At 70.7% G+C, this 18,424-nt stretch carries 16 protein-coding genes; 10 read left to right on the forward strand and 6 right to left on the reverse strand.

Annotated elements, in window-relative coordinates; genetic code table 11:
* Positions 1–3: 3 nt before the first annotated feature.
* From nirD to ACFQ9K_RS27730, 7 genes are all read left to right on the forward strand, one after another.
* A complete protein-coding gene (gene nirD, locus ACFQ9K_RS27700; protein ID WP_378721990.1) occupies positions 4–405 on the forward strand; it encodes a nitrite reductase small subunit NirD in 402 nt (133 codons plus the stop codon).
* A 5-nt stretch (positions 406–410) separates the two neighbouring features.
* Entirely contained in the window at positions 411–1,631 is a 1,221-nt protein-coding gene (locus ACFQ9K_RS27705; protein WP_378721991.1) for a uroporphyrinogen-III synthase, read from the forward strand.
* Positions 1,628–2,389 (forward strand): sirohydrochlorin chelatase, encoded by a 762-nt coding sequence (locus ACFQ9K_RS27710; RefSeq protein WP_378721992.1) that lies wholly within the window; start codon positions 1,628–1,630, stop codon positions 2,387–2,389. Before ACFQ9K_RS27705 ends, ACFQ9K_RS27710 begins: the two co-directional genes overlap by 4 nt.
* 417 nt (positions 2,390–2,806) lie before the next feature.
* The gene (locus tag ACFQ9K_RS27715) at positions 2,807–7,078 is read left to right on the forward strand and encodes an amino acid adenylation domain-containing protein (RefSeq protein ID WP_378721993.1); all 4,272 of its coding nucleotides are present in this window, start codon (positions 2,807–2,809) and stop codon (positions 7,076–7,078) included.
* Positions 7,075–7,788, forward strand: coding sequence for a DUF6875 domain-containing protein (locus ACFQ9K_RS27720; protein ID WP_378721994.1), 714 nt, complete (start codon positions 7,075–7,077; stop codon positions 7,786–7,788). Before ACFQ9K_RS27715 ends, ACFQ9K_RS27720 begins: the two co-directional genes overlap by 4 nt.
* 40 nt (positions 7,789–7,828) lie before the next feature.
* Positions 7,829–8,806: an alpha/beta hydrolase gene (locus ACFQ9K_RS27725; protein ID WP_378721995.1), complete on the forward strand. Its 978-nt coding sequence runs from the start codon at positions 7,829–7,831 to the stop codon at positions 8,804–8,806.
* A gap of 45 nt (positions 8,807–8,851) precedes the next feature.
* Positions 8,852–9,193, forward strand: coding sequence for a TfoX/Sxy family protein (locus ACFQ9K_RS27730; RefSeq protein WP_378721996.1), 342 nt, complete (start codon positions 8,852–8,854; stop codon positions 9,191–9,193).
* A 10-nt stretch (positions 9,194–9,203) separates the two neighbouring features.
* Here the strand turns inward: ACFQ9K_RS27730 and ACFQ9K_RS27735 are convergent, their stop codons facing one another.
* Positions 9,204–10,907, reverse strand: a complete 1,704-nt coding sequence (locus tag ACFQ9K_RS27735; protein ID WP_378983775.1) for a metallophosphoesterase — start codon at positions 10,905–10,907, stop codon at positions 9,204–9,206.
* A gap of 111 nt (positions 10,908–11,018) precedes the next feature.
* Here ACFQ9K_RS27735 and ACFQ9K_RS27740 point away from each other — a divergent pair, with 111 nt between their 5' ends.
* The 3 genes from ACFQ9K_RS27740 (at position 11,019) to ACFQ9K_RS27750 (ending at position 12,613) form a co-directional block, all read left to right on the forward strand.
* Positions 11,019–11,465: a cupin domain-containing protein gene (locus ACFQ9K_RS27740; RefSeq protein ID WP_378724878.1), complete on the forward strand. Its 447-nt coding sequence runs from the start codon at positions 11,019–11,021 to the stop codon at positions 11,463–11,465.
* Between the two features lie 238 nt (positions 11,466–11,703).
* Complete coding sequence (locus tag ACFQ9K_RS27745) at positions 11,704–12,159, forward strand: VOC family protein (RefSeq protein ID WP_378724881.1); 456 nt, start codon at positions 11,704–11,706, stop codon at positions 12,157–12,159.
* Positions 12,160–12,178: 19 nt separating this feature from the next.
* Entirely contained in the window at positions 12,179–12,613 is a 435-nt protein-coding gene (locus ACFQ9K_RS27750; RefSeq protein ID WP_378724883.1) for a DUF1905 domain-containing protein, read from the forward strand.
* A 4-nt stretch (positions 12,614–12,617) separates the two neighbouring features.
* Here ACFQ9K_RS27750 and mtnC read toward each other — a convergent pair whose 3' ends face one another.
* From mtnC to ACFQ9K_RS27775, 5 genes are all read right to left on the reverse strand, one after another.
* Entirely contained in the window at positions 12,618–13,307 is a 690-nt protein-coding gene (mtnC, locus tag ACFQ9K_RS27755) for an acireductone synthase (RefSeq protein WP_378724885.1), read from the reverse strand.
* On the reverse strand, positions 13,304–13,879 hold the full coding sequence (locus tag ACFQ9K_RS27760; RefSeq protein WP_378724887.1) for an acireductone dioxygenase: 576 nt from the start codon (positions 13,877–13,879) through the stop codon (positions 13,304–13,306). Before ACFQ9K_RS27760 ends, mtnC begins: the two co-directional genes overlap by 4 nt.
* Positions 13,876–15,534 carry an S-methyl-5-thioribose-1-phosphate isomerase gene (mtnA, locus tag ACFQ9K_RS27765; protein WP_378724888.1) on the reverse strand — a complete coding sequence of 553 codons (1,659 nt, stop codon included), beginning with the start codon at positions 15,532–15,534 and terminating at the stop codon, positions 13,876–13,878. Before mtnA ends, ACFQ9K_RS27760 begins: the two co-directional genes overlap by 4 nt.
* A gap of 91 nt (positions 15,535–15,625) precedes the next feature.
* Entirely contained in the window at positions 15,626–15,973 is a 348-nt protein-coding gene (locus ACFQ9K_RS27770) for a DUF1330 domain-containing protein (protein ID WP_378724889.1), read from the reverse strand.
* A 104-nt stretch (positions 15,974–16,077) separates the two neighbouring features.
* Positions 16,078–18,390 carry an arylsulfatase gene (locus tag ACFQ9K_RS27775; protein ID WP_378724890.1) on the reverse strand — a complete coding sequence of 771 codons (2,313 nt, stop codon included), beginning with the start codon at positions 18,388–18,390 and terminating at the stop codon, positions 16,078–16,080.
* Between the last annotated feature and the right edge of the window lie 34 nt (positions 18,391–18,424).

An 18,424-nucleotide genomic window follows, 5' to 3' on the forward strand; every position in this document is an offset into this window, starting at 1 on the left:
CCCATGACCGTGATCGATACCCCCGGCATCGCCGCAGTTACCGCCACCGGTTGGACCCAGGCGTGCCGGCTCGACTACCTGATCCCCGGCCGTGGCGTCGCGGTGTTACTCAGAGGCGGCCGCCAGGCCGCACTGTTCCTGCTGGCCGACGGCATGCTCTACGCCGTGGGCAACATCGATCCGATCGGCCGGGCCGCGGTCATGTCGCGCGGCATCGTCGGTGACCGCGGCGGCGTCCCCGTCGTCGCCTCGCCCCTGCTGAAGCAGGCGTTCTCCCTGGTCGACGGGCACTGCCTGGACGACGAATCGGCGCTGCTACCGGTGTACGCGGTCCGCGTAGCCGACGGCATCGTGTCGATCTCCAACGAGCCGGTGACTTCCGGACTCGCCTCCTCGGACGGGTGAACCGCATGACAACCATCGACGCAGGCCCCTGCCTTGCCGGTTTCACCATCGGCATCACGGCGGCCAGGCGCGCCGACGAATTCGCCACGCTGCTGCGGCGGCGCGGTGCCGACATCGTGTCCGCCCCGGCCATCCGGATCATCCCGCTGGCCGACGACACCGAGCTGGAGCGGGTCACCCGGCAGCTCATCCTCGATCCGCCGCGCATCGCGGTGGCCACCACCGGGATCGGCTTCCGCGGCTGGATGGAGGCGGCCGAGGGCTGGGGTGTCGCGGAGCACCTGCGCGCGACCCTGGGCGCCACCCGGATGCTGGCGCGCGGTCCGAAGGCCAAGGGCGCCATCCGCGCCGCCGAATTGAGGGAGGAATGGTCGCCCGCGTCGGAATCGTCGGCCGAGGTGCTCGATCACCTGCTCGCCGAGGGCGTGGAGGGCGTGCGGATCGCCGTGCAGCTGCACGGCGCCACCACCGAGTGGGAGCCGGTGCCCGACTTCTGCGAGGTATTGCGTTGTGCCGGTGCGGATGTCGTGCCGGTGCCGGTGTATCGGTGGGTGCCGCCCGAGGATCAGGGTCCGATGGACCAGCTGATCGAGGCCATCGTGACGTCGAACCTGGACTGTGTGACGTTCACCAGCGCACCCGCGGTGGCGTCGATGCTGATGCGGGCCAAGGAAACCGGATTGCTCGACGGCGTGCTGCACGCGCTGCGCGGGCGAGTGCTCGCCGCGTGCGTGGGCCCGATCACCGCCGCGCCGCTGGAGGAGCTCGGCGTGGCGACGTCGATGCCGGGCCGGGCTCGGCTCGGCGCGCTGGCCCGGCATGTGGCCGAGGAACTGCCGCGGCGGGCCAATCGGATCTACGCCGCCGGGCACACGCTCAGCGTGCGCGGCGGCTGCGTCGTGGTCGACGGCGAGGTGCGCCAGCTCGCACCCGCGCCGATGGCGTTGATGCGGTCGCTGGCGCGTCAGCCCGGCCGGGTCGTCTCCAGGGAGAACCTCCTGGCCGCGCTGCCCGGCGGCGGTGACGACACGCACGCGGTCGAGACGGCGATCGCCCGGCTGCGCGCCGGCCTCGGCGCGCCGAAGGCGATTCAGACCGTGGTCAAGCGCGGCTACCGGCTGGCGCTGGACGCGGCCGAATGCATCGACAACAATCCGCGACCGGAGCTGGCGGCGTCCGACCCGGTCATGCCGCGGCGGTACGTGCAGACCTTGGGGACGCCATGACCGATCCCGCCCTGGTGCTGGTGGCACACGGCACCAGGAGCAACCGCGGGGTCCAGATGATCGCCGCGCTGGCCGAGGCGGTGGCCAGGGAGCTCGGCGTCGCGGTTTCGGGGCGCGATGCCGAGCTGCCCTGGGCGGCCGCGGCGGTGCGGACCGCGTTCGTCGACGTGCTCGGTCCTTCACCCGCCGAGGTGTTGCGCGATCTGCTCGAGTCGGCGGGGGAATCCGTTCCCGCCGTGGTGGTTCCGGCGTTTCTCGCCTCCGGCTATCACGTGTACCAGGACGTGCCGCGGGAGGTGGCGCAGAGCGCGCATCCCGCGGTGGCGGTGACGCCGGCGATGGGGCCGGATCCGGCGTTGGCCCGGATCATGACCATGCGGTTGCGTGCCGCGGGTTGGCGGCCCGGTGCCGCGGTGGTGCTCGCGGCGGCCGGATCGTCGGATCCCCGTGCGCGCCAGGATGTTCGCCGGGCCGCCGCCATGCTCACCGAGCGGCTCGGTACGCCGGTGCGGCTCGGTTACATCGCCACCGGTACGCCACGGGTCGCGGAAGTGGTCGCGGATCTTCGTGCGTCCGGCGCCGAGCGGGTCTTCGTCGCGTCATATCTGTTGGCGCACGGCCTGTTTCATCAGCGCCTAGGTGACGCGGGGGCGGATGGCGTCGCCGAGCCCATCGGCGTACATCCAGCGGTGGTCCGGCTCATCGCCGACCGCTACCGCGTCGCCGCGCGAGACATGGTGCGGACGCGCGTCGTCTGATCGATTCGGCGGCGAACTACGAGCTCCCGGTTGCCTTGTCCGTGCGTCCGTGCGTCCGTGCGTCCGTGCGTCCGTGCGTCCGTGCGTCCGTGCGTCCGTGCGTCCGTGCGTCCGTGCGTCCGTGCGTCCGTGCGTCCGGCTCGGGCCTGCGCGCTGCGTTGCGGGGGCGCTGATCTGGGCTCGCGGCACGAGATGGCGCGCGGGGTCGGGCTGACGGCGGTGGTGTAGCGCGGGGGATGCCCGGCGGGGGCATAGCGTGCGGTTCGACGGGCCCGAGGGAACCTCCGTTCGGCATTCGCGCTGACAGCAGGCTCAGCACGCGCCGATGGTGCTGGAATTACGACTCGTTCGAGCCTGGATGCCGTAAGTTTGCCCGTGGATGATTCAGCGGTGGCTGCCGAATCCTAGGGAGGCGTGTTGACCGGAGCCGACGACACGGTGTCGATCGACCGGACAGACGCCGCGGCACCGCCGGTGTACCCCCTGTCGACGGCGCAGTTGCGCTGGTGGGTGGCCCAGCAGTTGCAGCCGGAGGTGCCGATCACGGTCGCGATGTATCTGGACCTGTCCGGCCCGCTCGACGTCGCCCTGATGTCGTGCTGCGCCCGCCGCGCGGCCCGCGAACTCCAATCCCCGAACCTGCGATTCCGCCTCGTCGACGGCTATCCGCGGCAGTACGTCGACGCCACGGCGGAGCTGTCGATCCGGGTCGTGGACCTGACCGATCAGGCGGACCCGATCGCCGCGGCGCAGGAGCGGATGGAGCGCGACTACAGCGCACCGCTCGATCCGCTCACCGGCGAGCTCACCGTGGCGACGGTGTTCCGAACGGCGCCGGATCGCCATCTGCTGTACCTGCGCAGCCACCACATCGTGGTCGACGGCGTGGGCGCCGCGGCGGTACTCCGGCGCACCGGCGAGCTGTACCGCGCGGAAATCGTTGCGGGGCAGGGGCTCGGCCCGGCGCTGCCGGCCGGCTCCGGCCCCTCGCCCCTGCGCGTCGCTCGCGAGTCCGGCAGCGGCCATCGGTGTCCGGCCGCACGGGTGCTGTGGCGCTCGGCGGACTCCGAGTCCGGCAGCGCGACATCGGGTTCGACCCAGACCCTGGACGCGGCGGTGAACACCGTTGCGGCCCAACATGAGTCGGTGACGATGCCGGAACCGGCCCGATCGACGACGATCCGGCCCCTGTCCGTGCCCGAGCTGCTGGAAGACGAACGCCGATACCAGGATTCGGATCGCGCCGCGGCCGACCGCGCCTACTGGCACGACCAACTCGAGACCCTGCCCGAACCGCTCGGCCTGGCCGGGCGTCCTGCCGCGCCGCGGCCCCAACCGCATCGAGTCACCGCGACACTGGATGCCGCGACCGCCGAACTGGTCGCCGCCGCCCGCGCCCGCCACGGCGCGACCTTCCCCGAACTGGCCGTCACCGCGTTCGCCTGCTACCTGGCCCGGATGACCGGCCGCGGCGAGGTCGCGCTCACCCTGCCGGTCACCGCGCGCCCCACCGCGGCCCTGCGCCGCTCCGCCGGTTCGATGTCGAACGTGGTCCCCTTGCGGCTGAACGGCTTCGACACCGGCACGGTCGGCTCGGTGATCGCCCAGGTGCGCTCCCGGGTGATCGGCGCGCTGCGCCATCAGCGCTACCGCTACGAGGACATGCAGCACGATCGCGGCAGGCAGCAGGTGGTCCGCGGGGGATTCGGGCCGGTCGTCAACGTCCTCGGCTTTACCGAGCCGTTCGGCCTCGGCGCACTGACCGGGCAGGTGCGGCTGCTGTCCCTCGGCCCGGTCGAGGACCTCCTGCTCAACGGTTACCAGGCCGGTCCCGACGAACGCTCGATCAGCATCGACCTGCACGCCAACCCGGCCCGCTACCGGCCGGACCTGCTCGCCTGGCACCACCGCATGTTCCTCGACTACTTCGCCCGCTTCCTCGCCGCCGAATCCGACTGCCCGATAACGGCTTTGGACCTCACTCCGCCGGCTCCGGTGGCAGCGGAGCCGGCGGGCCCGATCCGGGTGCTGCCCGATCTGCTTCGCGCGGGCCTGGTTCCGGATGGCGTCGCGGTGCAGGACGGCCCGCGCGCGCTGACCTACCGCGAGCTGGACGAGGCATCATCCCGCTGGGCCCGCGAACTGATGGCCGGCGGCGCCCGGCCCGGCGAGTTCGTCGTGGTCGCCATCGCGCGCTCGCTCGAATCGGTGCTCGCGCTGTGGGCGGTCGCCAAGTCCGGAGCGTGTTTCGTGCCGGTCGATCCGAACGATCCCGTCGATCGGATCGCCAGGATTATCGCGGATTCCGGAGCACGACAGGGACTTACGGTCACCGCGGTGCGCGACTGCCTGCCGTGTGACACGGCCTTCGCGGCTCGGGCGGACGACCCGATCCCCGCCGGAGACGGCGCGCAGCGGCCGATCGCGCGGGCCGATGGCGCCGTCGGCGGTCGCAAGGGTGCGGCGAGGCGCGGCATTCATTGGCTGACCCTCGACGACGCCAGGACGCTGGCGGACACCGATCGGCGGGCGAGCACGCCGATCGACGACGCGGAACGGCCGAGGTCGTTGCGGCCTGATCATCCGGCCTACCTGATCTACACCTCGGGCACCACCGGCGTGCCGAAGGGTGTGCTGGTCACCCATCGCGGGCTCGGCTCGCTCACCGACTACATCACCGAACACTATGGCGTCGAACGGGATTCGGTCGTACTGCACGCCCATGCCCCGTCGTTCGACGCGCACCTGCTCGAGCTCCTCGCCTGCTTCGCGGCGGGCGCGCGCCTGGTGGTCGAGCCTGCCGCGGTGGTCGCGGGCGCCGCGCTGTCCCGGCTGATCGCCGACACCGGCGGCACGCATTTCCTCACCACCCCGGCCGTTCTCGCCACGCTCGAGCCCGCCGAGCTACCCCGCCTGCGCGCGGTGGTGGTCGGCGGTGAAGCCTGCCCGGCGGAACTGGTGCGCCGATGGGCGCCGCACGTCCGCCTGTTCAACGGCTATGGGCCGACCGAAACCACCATCATGGCAACCCAGACCGCGGCGATGGCACCCGACGAGCCGATCACGATCGGCGCGGCGTTGCCGGGAGTGCTTGCGGTGGTGTGCGATTCGCGGCTGGCGCAGGTCCCGCCGGGTGCCAGGGGAGAGCTGTACCTGGGCGGACTCGGTGTCGCGGACGGGTACCTCCGTAACCCCGCGGGCACCGCCGTCCGGTTCATCGCCGATCCGTTCGGCATCGGGCAACGGCTCTATCGCACCGGCGATCTGGTCAGCGCGGGCCCGGACGGTGCGTTCGAATTCCTCGGCCGCGCGGACGGGCAGGTCGAAGTGCGCGGACGGCGCATCGAACCGGCGGAGGTCGAGTCGGCCCTGCTCGCGGCGCCGGGGATCGCGCACGCGGTGGTCACCGTCGCCGATGCCGGGCGCCCGGAGGCCCGCCTGGTCGGTTATGTGGTGGCGGCGCCGGGGATTCGGTTCGATGCCGCCGGCACGTTGCGCAGGCTGCGCGACACCCTGCCCGCGGCGCTGGTCCCGTCGGCGCTGATCGAACTCGACCGGCTCCCGGTGTCCGGCAACGGCAAACTCGATCGCGCCGCCCTGCCCGCGCCGGTGCCCGCGCCGCGGCCCTATCGCGCTCCCGAGACCGCGGTACAACAGCTGGTCGCCGAGCGCATCGGTGCGGCCACCGGGCAATCGCGCGTCGGCCTGGACGACGACTTCTTCGAGCTAGGCGGGAATTCCTTACTGGGCGTATCGGTTTCGGCCGAGCTGGCCGCCGCGACGGACGTTCCGGTGACGGTGCGCTGGTTCTACACCACACCCACGGTCGAGGCGCTGGCCGAGCGCATCGCCGGCTACGCGGGCGTGGACGACGCCGCCGACGACGCCCTCGGCGTCCTGCTCACCCTGCGCCGCAGGGGAACCCGCCCGCCCCTGTTCTGCGTCCACTCGGCCGTCCCGCTGGCCTGGTGCTATGCCGGTCTGGCCCAGCACATCACCGACCGCCCGGTGTACGGCCTGCAGGCGCCCGGCCTTACCGGCCGGGCGGGCGCGATCAGCACGATCGACGACCTCGCGGACAGCTATGTGGCGGCGATGACGCGCGTTCAGCCCGACGGCCCGTACCACCTGCTCGGCTGGTCCCTCGGCGGTCAGATCGCGCACGCGATCGCCGTCCGGCTGCGCGCCCGCGGCGCCTCGGTCGCCGCGCTGGTCATGCTGGACAGCATCGTCTTCCCCGACGGCGCCGACCCGCCGCCGGTGCCGCGGATGCGAGATCTGCTGACCCACCTGCTCGGTGACGAACCGGCCGACGCGGACACCCTGCCCGAGCTGAGCGCCGCCGAGGCCGCCACCGAATTGGCCCGCGCGGGTGCGTCATTCGGCACCGGACTAGCGGCGGCCCAGCTCGAACGCCTGCACCGCGGCTACGTCGACGGCGTCGCCCTCTCGCACAACTACCGTCCCGGCGTCTTCGACGGTGACCTGCTGTACTTTTCGGCCACCCGCGGCATGACCGAACTGTTCGGCGCCGAGCTGTGGCGTCCCTTCGTCACCGGTGACCTCATCGAACACCCGGTGCCCGCCACGCACGCCCAGCTGACCAACCCGGCCGTCGTCGCGGTGATCGGCCCGCTGCTGGCCAGGCACCTCGAGCGCGTCGCGGTCCCGGCCCGGACCGCACCGTGACCTCCTCGGCCGCGCGCAGGCAAGCCGGTCCCCGCACCGGCCTCGAGTGGTGCAACCTCTACGACGATCCGGGGGCGTGGTCGCGGCAGAATCCCCTGGTCGCCAACCTGATTCGCTACGTCGGCGACTACCTGGTCCACCCGCATCCGCGACTGGGCCGCGACGGCCCGGTGTGTCCCTTTGTCCGCCATACGATCACCCATCACAACCTGTGGGTGGCCGCCGTGCCGGGCGGCGACGAGCTGACCGTCGAGGCCATGACCGCCGCCCTGGACGACGCCTTCGAGATCTATCGCGGCCTGCGCACCGACGCGGATGCCCGAATGCTGGCCTCCGTCACCGTCTTTCCCGGCCTCACCCGCCACGAACTGATCGACGCCGTGCACCTGGCCCGCAAGACCGCGGTGGTGGAACAGGGCCTGATGCTCGGCCAGTTCTACCCCGGCTGCGGCGTATCCGGCCTGTGGAACAAGGACTTCCGGCCGCTCGACGCCCCGCTGCCGATGCTGGTGATCCGGAAGATGATGAACACCGACTTCCCCTTCCTGGTCGGGCGCACCGAATGGCTGTACGCGTACCTGACCCAGGTCGCGCCCGACCTTCCGCGCCGCCTGCGCTGGTCGATAGCTGAGCGACTGCGCATGGCCGACGTCACCGACGATGCCATCACCGACCTGCGCGTTCATTCGTTCGGCGAACACGCCCGTTGAATGCCGGGCGTCGCGGCGCCGCTGATGGATACTCGACGCCATGCGCCGGCTGATGCGATGCCTGGTTCCACTCCTCGCGGTTGCCGCCGCGCTCCTCCCGGCCACCACGGCCGCCGCCGACCCCGATTCCCGCATCCTGGATGTGCGGCCGCTCGGCGGGCGGGAGATGGAGGTCGTCGTGCACTCGGCGGCCATGAACAAGCCGATCACGCTGTGGATGTCGCATCCCGGCGCAGGCGCGCCCGCGCTGTATCTGCTCAACGCGGTGGACGGCGGCGAGGACGGCGGGCCGTGGACCCGGCGCACCGATGTCGCGGAATTCTTCGCGGACAAGAACGTCAACGTGATCGTGCCGATGGGCGGCCGCGCCAGCTACTACACCGACTGGCTGCGCGACGACCCGGCGCTCGGCCGCAACCAGTGGACCACCTTCCTGACCAAGGAGCTGCCGCCGCTGCTCGCGGCCAGGTTCGGCATGACGGGGCGCAATGCCGTTGCGGGACTGTCCATGTCGGCCACCTCGGCGTTGAACCTCGCGATCGGCGCACCGGGTCTCTACCAGGCGGTCGGCGCCTACAGCGGCTGCCCGCGCACCAGCGATCCGGTGGCGCAGGCGCTGGTCGCGTCGCAACTCGGCGTATTCGGTGCGAACCCGGCGAACATGTGGGGCGCGCCGGACAATCCGGCCTGGGCCGCGAACGACCCGATGGTGCAGGCCGAACGGCTGCGCGGGCTGACCCTCTACGTCTCGTCGGGGACCGGCGCGCCGGGTGAGCACGACAACATCGCCGATCAGGGCATCGACGGCAACCCGGCCCGGCTGGCCGACCGGGTGCTGGTCGGCGGTGCGATGGAGACGTTCGTCGGCGGCTGCACCCGGCCGTTCGTGGACCGGCTGCGCGAACTCGGCATCCCGGTCACCGCGAACCTGCGCCCGGCGGGCACGCACGCCTGGACCTACTGGCAGGACGACGTGCACCAGTCCTGGCCGCTGTTCGCCGCGGCGATCGGCGCGTGAGCCGGCCGCCCGGAAAATGTCGGTGCCCGGGGCGACAATTCCGGCATGGCGTATGACGAGGAACTGGCCGACCGCATCCGGCTGCACATCAAACCAGGGCCGGAGCTGTCCGAGCGGAAGATGTTCGGCGGGCTCGCCTTCCTGATCGGCGGCAACATGGCCGTGGCCGCCAGCGGGCAGGGTGGGCTGCTGGTGCGGGTCGATCCGAAGGACAGCGACGAACTACTCGAGCGCGGCTACGTGGAGTCGATGGTGATGGGCGGCCGGGACATGACCGGTTGGCTGCGGGTCACCTCCGAGGCGGCCGACGACGACGCGGTGCTGCGCGAGTGGGTCGACCGCGGCGTCGGCTACGCGCGGTCGCTGCCGCCGAAAAAGCGGAAGTAGCCCGCGCGGGTCAGCCGCGAACCTGCCTGCGGTAGGTGACGCGGTCGAATTCGCGGCCGTACTCGTCCACGGCGGTCACGTCCATTTCGCTGGCGAAGACGCCGGGGCGGACGTCGACGCGCAGGAACGAGTAGTTGCGGAATCGCACCCGCGACCACGGGGCCGCCTCGTCCTGCTTGTGGCCGCCGGTGCCCCAGACGTAGCTGTTGGGCACGGTGGTGTCCGGTAACTCGTTGCCGCGGTAGGACTCTCGCGAACCCGGCTGGAAGCCGTAGCGCGGGCGGCCGCCCCCGCCGACGGTGTAGTAGACCGTGCCGTCGGTCTCCGGATAGACCACCGAATTGTCGTCGGCCACCTTCGTCGCGGCGTTGCCGCGGATCGGGTCGGTCCGTTCGAACACGTGATTGTGCCCCTGCAGCACCAGATCCACCTGGTAGCGATCGAACAGCGCCACCCAGGCGTCGCGCACGCCGCCGTCGCTGGCGTGCGCGTCGGTGGTCGAATAGGCGCAGTGGTGGAAGAAGCAGACCAGGAAGTCGATGCCGGGGTCGGCCCGGTAGGCGGCCAGCGTGCGCTCCACCCAACTCGTCTGTGCCCCACCGGAATACCCGGTATTGGCGCGGATCTCGTAGGAGACGTCGTTGGCGTCGAGCGAGAGCACCGCGACGTTGCCGTAGGTGAACGAGTACGCCGACGGGCAGCCGGCCGGGCCGTTGCCGGGGAAGTCGAGTCGCGCCGCGTGCCCGCCGTAGCCGAGGGCGCCGTAGGTCGCCTCCATGTCGTGGTTGCCGGTGGCGAACATCCACGGTGTCTGCGCGGCACTCGCCTCGATGGCGCCGAAGTAGACGTCCCACACGTACGGGTTGAACTTGTCGAAGCCGTCCGGGAGTTTCCCGCCGTGCGCGACGAATTGGGCGGGCTTGCCGGCGCCGGACGGATCGGCATAGGCGATGTCGCCGGCCAGGATGTGGAAATCCGGTCTGGCCGCGGCGATTTGGCGCAGCACGTTGGTCGCGTGCGGTGCGTTCGGCTCGTTGTCCGCCTTGTAGTACTTGTCGTCGTAGTCGCCGGGCACGACACCGGAGGGCAGCGCCGGAGTTTCGTCGGTGCCCTGATCGCCCATCATGGTGAAGCGGAACGGCACGATCGCGGCGCGCGCGGTGGGCATCGCGGTGGCGGCCGCGCGGATGTCGCCGGTGAACCCGTCGGCGGTGCGCCAGCGGTAGAAGTGCGGCACCCGGCCGGGCAGCCCGTCCACCGGTGCGTGCGCGTAGAACTGTTCTGCCGCAAGCACTCCGCCGTCGCTGGTCGGCAGTTGGGTCAGCAGGTTGCGCACCTCGGCCTCCACCGTCGCACCGAGCGCCGGCGTCGGGCCGTGGTCGAGGAAGACCTTGGTGCCCGCGGGCTGCCTGGACAGCTGCGCCGCGAAGCGGAGCTGGCTGGTCGAGTCCGGGCCGAAGCCGACGTGCCTGCCGCCGACGGCGAGCTGCGCTTCCTCGGCGTAGGCGCGCTTGCCGAACGGCGACGTGCCGACCGCCGCCACGGCCGCGGCCGCCGCCGCACCGCGCAGGATATTGCGGCGCGACACCGGATGCCGGCGTAGATAGTCGCGATGCCATTCGTGCTGCTCGGCCATGGTCATCTCGGCGGAGCGCCCGCCCGGGATTCCGGTTTCCGGAATGTCGCCTGCGGGATTCAGCGGATTCGACGCCATACCGACCGATGCTGCGCCGGTCGGGCGCGCACGGCAACTCGACACCGCGAGCCGTGGACGAACACTAGGTGAACTCTGCCGACCCGAACGTCCCCCGGATATGCTCCCGCGATGACGCCATTCACCCGCGGAACCGCCGTCGCGATCATGCTCGGCGCCGCCCTCTGCGCGGGCATCCCCGCCGGCGCGACCCCCGGCACGGACATCACCGCCGTCACCCTCGCCCAGGCCCAGATCCCCGCCGGCCTGCTGCCGTTCGTCGCGGGCACCGACCTCGTGGTCCGCGAAATCACCATCGCCCCGGGCGGCTCCACCGGCTGGCACTACCACGACGGTCCCGTCTTCGGCATCATCCGGGCAGGCACCCTCACCCACCCCGGCCCTGACTGTGTCGCCCCCGTCTTCCACGCCGGCGATTTCATCTACGAACCCGAAGGCGACTGGAACGTCCACATCGGCCGCAACCTCGGCCCCGACCCCCTCATCCTGGACGTCGTCTACGCCCCACCCACCACCAAACCCCTCTTCCAAGACGCCCCCGCCCCACCCTGCGCCTAGCCGGTTCACACCGAGATGTTCGCGCGCGCATTCCACGCGTTGGATGTCCCCCTGGGTGACCCCAGCGAGGGAGGGCCGCTATGAGCGATCATCTGCGCTGGGCTGACCAGCGGGCGGAGTTGATGGATCGACGAGGGTCGGAAAAAGTTTCAGGAAATTCGGTGAGATAGGTCGAAGCAGGGTTGGTGGCTCCGACCAGGGGGTGACAGCAAGTCACGCCATTGGTAAGGAGCACAACATGTCCGTCAATACATTCTTCTGGTTCGACAACGCGGCCGAGGAGGCGGCGACGCTGTACACAGAGGTGGTGGCCAATTCGCGGATTACCGATATCTCCCGTGGCTCGGATGGGTCGGCGTTCGTGGTTTCGCTCGATCTCGACGGGCACGCGGTGACGCTGATGAACGGCGGGCCGGGGCACGCGTTGACCGACTCGGCCTCGTTGCAGGTTGTGGTCGAGACGCAGGAGGAGATCGATCGGCTGTGGGCGGCCCTGACCGATGGCGGGGGCGAGGGCGGGCCGTGCGGGTGGCTGACCGACAGCTTCGGGCTGGCCTGGCAGATCGTGCCCGCGGCCCTGCCGACACTGCTGGGCAGCGACGATCCGGCCAAAACCATCGCCGTCGGCACCGCATTGCGCGGCATGTCCAAGCTCGACATCAAGACCCTCCAGGACGCCTACGACAACGCCTGACCAGGCTAGGGTCGATCCCATGCAGCAATTCGAAGCGACCATCGAGGCCGGTGCGGGCGGCGGCGCCTATGTCGCCGTGCCGGGCGAGGTGGTCGCAGCGCTGGGCGGCGGTGGCCGCATCCCGGTCGCCGCGGCGTTCGACGGCATCAAGTACCGCGGCTCCATCGCGGACATGGGTTCCGGTCCCTGCCTGGGCGTACGCAAGGCGATCCGCGCCGAGTTGGGCAAGCAGCCGGGCGACCGGGTCGTGGTGACCGTCGCGCGCGACGACGCTGAACGAACCGTCGAGGTCCCCGATGACCTGGCCGCCGCGTTGCGCACCGCCGGCCTGGCGGCCGTCTTCGCCGAACTGTCCTATTCGCGACGACGCGAACACGTCACGTCGGTCACCGACGCCAAACGCGCGGAGACGCGCGCCCGGCGGATCACCAAGGTGGTCGAGTCGCTGAACTGACCCGCTAGAGCGTCCGGGGGTCGATATCGGCGAACGTATCGACCCAATGATGTGGTGGCCGTGGCGGGTTGGGCTCGCCCGGCCGGGCGAGCCCGATGGCCTGCCAGCCGGCCGCGACCGCCGCGTCGACCTCGTCCGGGTGATCGGACAGGAACAGGATGCGCTCCCCGGCCACCCCGATGGCACTGGCGATCTTCTCGTACGACGACGGCTCCCGCTTGCCGCCCGCCGTGGACAGGTCGAAATGGCCGCTGATCAGCGAGGCCAATTCGCCGCCGCGCGCGAACGCGAACCAATCCTGTTGGTTGCGGACGGATCCCGACGAATACACGTACAGCGCGAGCCCATCCGCATGCCAGGCCCGCAGCGCGGGCGGTACGTCGGCGAAGAACTCCCCGTGCAGCGCGCCGTTGCGGAACCCCTCTGCACAGATCAGCCCCTGCGCCGCCTTCAGCGACTCCGCCTTGACGTCGGTATCGAGCCACTCGCGCAGGATCTCCGCGACCTCGCCGGCATCGGCCTCGGGCCGCCCCGCCTGCGCCCGAACGGCGGCGATGATCGGATCCGCCGCGCCCGTTCGGTTTTCGGCCAGCCACGCCGGAAGTCGTTCCCGGGTATAGCCGTACAGGTCCTCCCGCACCGAACTGGTCGGGCTGGTGGTCCCTTCGATGTCGAGGACGACCGCGGTGATCACGAGCTGGTGAGCAATTCGTCGAGGGTCGGGAACCCTTCGCTGATCCGGTCACCGCTGAAATCGCCCACCCAGCCGTCCTCCTCCTCGAAGAACCGGATGGCGATGAAGTCGGGCCTGCTGCCCATGTCGAACCAGTGCAGCGTGCCCGCGGGCACCGAGAGCAGATCGCCGCCCTCGCAGACGACGGCCAGCACCTCGTGCCCGAGATGCAGGTAGAAGCAGCCGCGCCCGGCGGCGAAGTAGCGCACCTCGTCCTCGGCGTGCCGGTGCTCGTTGAGGAACTTCGCCCGTGCGCCCTCGGCGGTCTTGGGCCACTCCGGGTCGGCGTCGTCCGGATGGATGCGGGCGATGTCGATGTGCTTGTAGCGCCCGGACTCGTTCAGCTCGGCCACCTGGTCGCGGTAGTGCGCGAGCAGCTCGTCGGAGTCGACGGCGGTGGCGTTGTCCACCACCGGCCAGCGACCGAAAGTGATACCGTGCCTGGCCAATTCGGTGCCGATCACCGCGTCGTCGGTGGTCCGCACGCGCACGTCGGCCGCGTTGTCGGCGGCCATCACCTGAAGCAGGGTCATGTCAGTCCAATCTCGAGAGTCTCGTCGCGCGCACCGAAGGCGTGCAGCCGCCCGGTGCGGAATACCAGCTCGCACAGGGCCTCCAGGCATTCGGCGCGATCGCGCGCCTGGGAGATATTGTCCCCCCACGCGGTGATCCCGTGCCCCGTGATGAGCAGGATCGGCGGCGCGGCGGGATGTTCGGCCAGGTAGCGCTCGATATCGGCGCCGATCCGCGGCACGTCCGCCCAGTTGGGGAAGACCGGGATATCGACGCTCGCGGGATCGGTGCCGCCCAGCCCCTTGATCAGCTCGTAGTCGGTGATGCGCACGGTGCGCACCGCGTCGGCCGTGCCGAGGCGGGTCGCCAGCGCGGTCGCGAACGGCGGATGGATGTGCACCACCGCGTGCGCGGACGTGGTCCGGTACGCCGCGGTGTGAATCGTGGTCTCCGCCGAGGGTTTCCGGCTGCCTGCCGTCATCGTCGAATCCGCCACCCGGACGGTCACCATATCGTGTTCGGTCAGTTCACCTTTGGCCAGACCGCTGCCGGTGATCACCGCGGTCTCGCCGGTGCGCACCGAGATGTTGCCCGCGGTGCCCGGCATCCACCCGCGCTGATACAGGCCGCGCGCGATGTCGGCAATCACCTTGCCGGGCAGCGGATCCGCTCGGGTCACCGCCGAATCGTGCACCACCCCGAGCTCGGTGACGACCGTCGTCACCAAGTCGCCCGGCGTCACATCGAAGGCCGGGTTGAACACCTCGGTCCCGTCGGGAGCCGTTGCCACACCGCCGAATCCGGTCACCTCGGCGGCGGCCCGCTCCTCCACCACGATGTCGCGCCCGGTCGCCATGTGCGGATCGCGAGTCGACTCCGGCGCCACCACGATGAACGGGATGCCGTGGTGGCGCGCCGCGAGCGCCAGCGCGTAGGTGCCGATCTTGTTCGCCACGTCGCCGTTCGCGGTCACCCGGTCCGCGCCGACCAGCACACAGTCGACCTGCCCGGTCGCCATCGCCCAGGCCGCCGCGGAATCTATGGTCAGCCGATGCGGGATGCCGGCCTCGGCCAGCTCCCAGGTGGTCAGCCGTGCCCCCTGGAGCAGCGGCCTGGTCTCGTCGACCAGGACGTTCTCGATCGCGCCGCGCTCGGACAGCACCCGGAGCGCGCCGATCGCGGTGCCGAAGGCGCTCGTCGCGAGGCGCCCGGTATTGCAGTGGGTGAGCACCCGCAGCGGCCGGTCCGGGCAGAGCCGCTGCACCAGATCGGCGGCGTGTGTGGCGGCGGCCCGGTTCACCCGGCCGTCCTCGGCCAGCATGTCCAGGGTCTCGGCGAGCACCGCGTCCGCGCCCTGCGCGACCCTGGCCCGCACCCGCCGCACCGCCCAGGCGAGATTCACCGCGGTCGGCCGGGCGGCCGCCAGGCGATCGGCGTCGGCCTGCACCCGGACCTCGTCGACCACGCCGTCCACCGTGTGCGCCGCGGTGGCGATGACCACGCCGAACGCCCCGGCGATGCCGATGGCGGGCGCGCCGCGGATGGCCAGCACCCGGATCGCGTCGATGACCTCGTCGACCGTGCCGAGCCGCAGTTCGCGGACCTCGTGCGGCAGCCCGCGCTGGTCGATGGTGACCAGCTCACCGTCGTCCCAGATCAGGGAACTGTCGTCCATCAGGCGCATCCTTTATCGCGTGGAGCCGTGTTGTGCCTGGTCAACGGTATCGGACGGGAGCGGCCCGGAGAAAGTCGGCCGAACGCCCCGGCTACCCGGCGGCGGACCGGGCGCGCAGCTTCGCGGCCCGTTCGCGCGGGTCGTAATCGGGCCCGACGCCCTCGATCAGCAGCAGATCGCCGTCGATGTGGTCGGTGCGCAGGCGGATGATCGCCTGGTAGGCCGGGGAGCGGTACCAGGCCCGCGCGCTGTCCAGATCGGGGAATTCGAGCAACACCATGCTGCCCGGCCAGTCGCCCTCCACGAGCTCGGTGGGCGGGCCGTGGATGACGAAGCGGCCGTGAAACGGATCCAGGGTGTCCTGGATGCGCTCCAGGTACTCCAGGATGTCGGCGTGCGGCCTGCGGACGCGCAGGTGGGCGAAGCCATAGGCGGACATGAGCGGTTCCCTCGTTCGATGGCACCGCCGGTGCGCGACGCCGATCCGAACGTAAGCCGCGGCCCGGGCCCGGACAATTACCTCGGGGGTAAGGGTGTATCCGCCTATTCCGCAACGAATTCCGCCTCCCGCTCCACCGCCTCGATGATGCCGGCGGGCACCCGGATCGGTCCGGGCGAGTAGGTGATCGCGCGCAGCGTGCCGGAGTAGCGGAAGGCGCCGCGCCGCTCCCGCAGGTCCCACGAGACCGGTCCGCGGGCGTCGACCCCGACGGAGATGCCGGTCCACGGCGACATGCCGACCAGCTGCACCTGATCGCGGAGTTCGGCGACGCGCGCACCGTCGACCTCGATGCCGAAATCCCAGCGCAGCCGCGGGCGTACCGTCGCGATCACCGAGATCCGCCGAGCGCCTGGCGCGAGCGGGCCGACGGACACCGAGTCGTATCTGCCATAGCTGTTCACGCCGAATGTGAGCCAGCCGTCCTCGAGGTACAGCAGATAGCCGCCGAGCGGATCGCCGTGCGCGACGAGAACTCCCTCCTGGCCCGGCAGATAGTCGCCCAGCTCCGCGGTGATGGTGAAGTCCCGGTAGGCGATCAGCCGCTGCGAGCGGTAGCGCTCCAAGGTGGGGGTGCCGGGCAGCAGCCGCAGCGGCTCGCCGAACCGGCGCTCCTCCGGCCGCCTGCGGGCCAGGTCCTGCCGGGTGAGCAGCGGGAAAACGGTATTCGCCCAGGCGGATTCGTCCCAGGCGGCGGCCAGCTCGGCGGCCTTGTCCGGGAACTGCGCCGAAAGGTCGTGCAGCTCGGTAGGATCGGCGCGCACGTCGAACAGCTGCCAGTTCGGCGCGTCCACGTCGGCGCCGCGTTCGTGCAGGGACAACAGCTTCCAGCCGTCGCGATAGAAGCCGCGATGCCCGGTCATCTCGGAATACTGCTCGGTGTGCGTCGTGCGCGCGTGCGGGTCGCGCAGCAGCTCGGCGGCGGAGACGCCGTCGAAGTCCTTGGCCGGCAGGCCGTTACGCACACTCGGCCGCTGCAGCCCGGCCAGCTCGAGCAGCGTCGGCGCGAGATCGGTGACGTAGGCGTACTCGTGGCGAATGCCGTTGTCGTCGCCGTGGCGCGGCAGGCCGTTCGGCCAGGAGACGAGCAACGGCACCCGCACACCGCCGGCGAAGGTCTGTCCCTTGTAGAAGCGGAACGGCGTGTTCGACGCCTGCCCCCACCCGCGCGGGTAGTGCACCCCGAGCCGTGCGGTACCGATCAATTCCTCGTCGAGCGGGACGTCGCCGACCCAGTCCGGGTCGTCGATGTGCGCGAATTCGGCGAAGTAGGTGCGGGTTCCCTCCGGTCCACCCTCGGCGGTGCCGCCGTTGTCGGAGGTGAACACCACGATGGTGTTGTCCAGCTCGCCGAGCTGTTCGACGGTGTCGAGGATCCGGCCGAGGCTCTGGTCGATGCTGTCCACCATGCCCGCGTACACCTCCATGTACCGGGCGAACCGGCGCTGCTGCGCCTCGGTGAGCGAATCCCATTCCGCCGCTTCGTACCCCGGCTCGGTATTGCGCGGCTTCTGCTCGGTGCCCGGCGGGAACAGGCCCTGCGCGAGCTGTGCGGCGAACCTGTTCTGCCGCAACTTGTCCCAGCCCTCGGCATAGCGACCGCGATACTTCGCCAGGTCGTCCGGCTTGGCCTGCAAGGGGCCGTGCATGGCCACGTGCGCGAAGTAGAGGAAGAACGGCTTGGCCGCGTCGTGCGCGCGCAGCTCCTTGAGGTAGGAGATCGCCTTGTCGGTCAGGTCGTCGGTCAGGTAGTAGCCCTCCGGGTACTCCTCGACGTCCACCACGGAGCTGTCCGACACCAGCTGATTCGGGTAGTAGAACGAGTTGAGGCCCTCCAGCGAGCCGTAGTAGCGATCGAAACCACGCTGGGTCGGCCACGAATCCCGGTGCGCCGCAGGGTTCATCGTGGCATCGCGGACCAGATGCCACTTACCGACGGCGTAGGTCGCGTAACCGTTGGCGCGCAGGATCTCCGGCAGCGTCAGCACATCGTCGGCCAGTTCCAGGCGCAGGCCCGGATATCCGGGGTCGGCGTTGGCGACGAAGCCGAAACCCGCACGGTGGGAGTTGATTCCGGTCAGCAGCGCGGCCCGCGACGGCGAGCACAGCGGGGTGGTGTGGTAGTTGGTCAGCCGAACACCGCGCGCGGCAAGGCGATCCAGGGTCGGCGTGTCGATTTCCGAGCCGAACGGCCCGATGTCGCTGTATCCCATGTCGTCGACCAGCACCACGATGATGTTCGGTGCGCCGGTCGGCGCGGTCGGCGGGTAGGTCCACTCGGGGGTCGAATCGGCGGTGGTGCGGCCGATGGTGCCGGCAAACGACTCGTAACCGCGCGCATGGGAGGGAACAGGCATTGTTTCAGTAAACGTCGGAGGCCGCCCCGCTCAC

This window comes from Nocardia sp. NPDC056564 (assembly GCF_042793755.1).
Lineage (GTDB): Bacteria > Actinomycetota > Actinomycetes > Mycobacteriales > Mycobacteriaceae > Nocardia.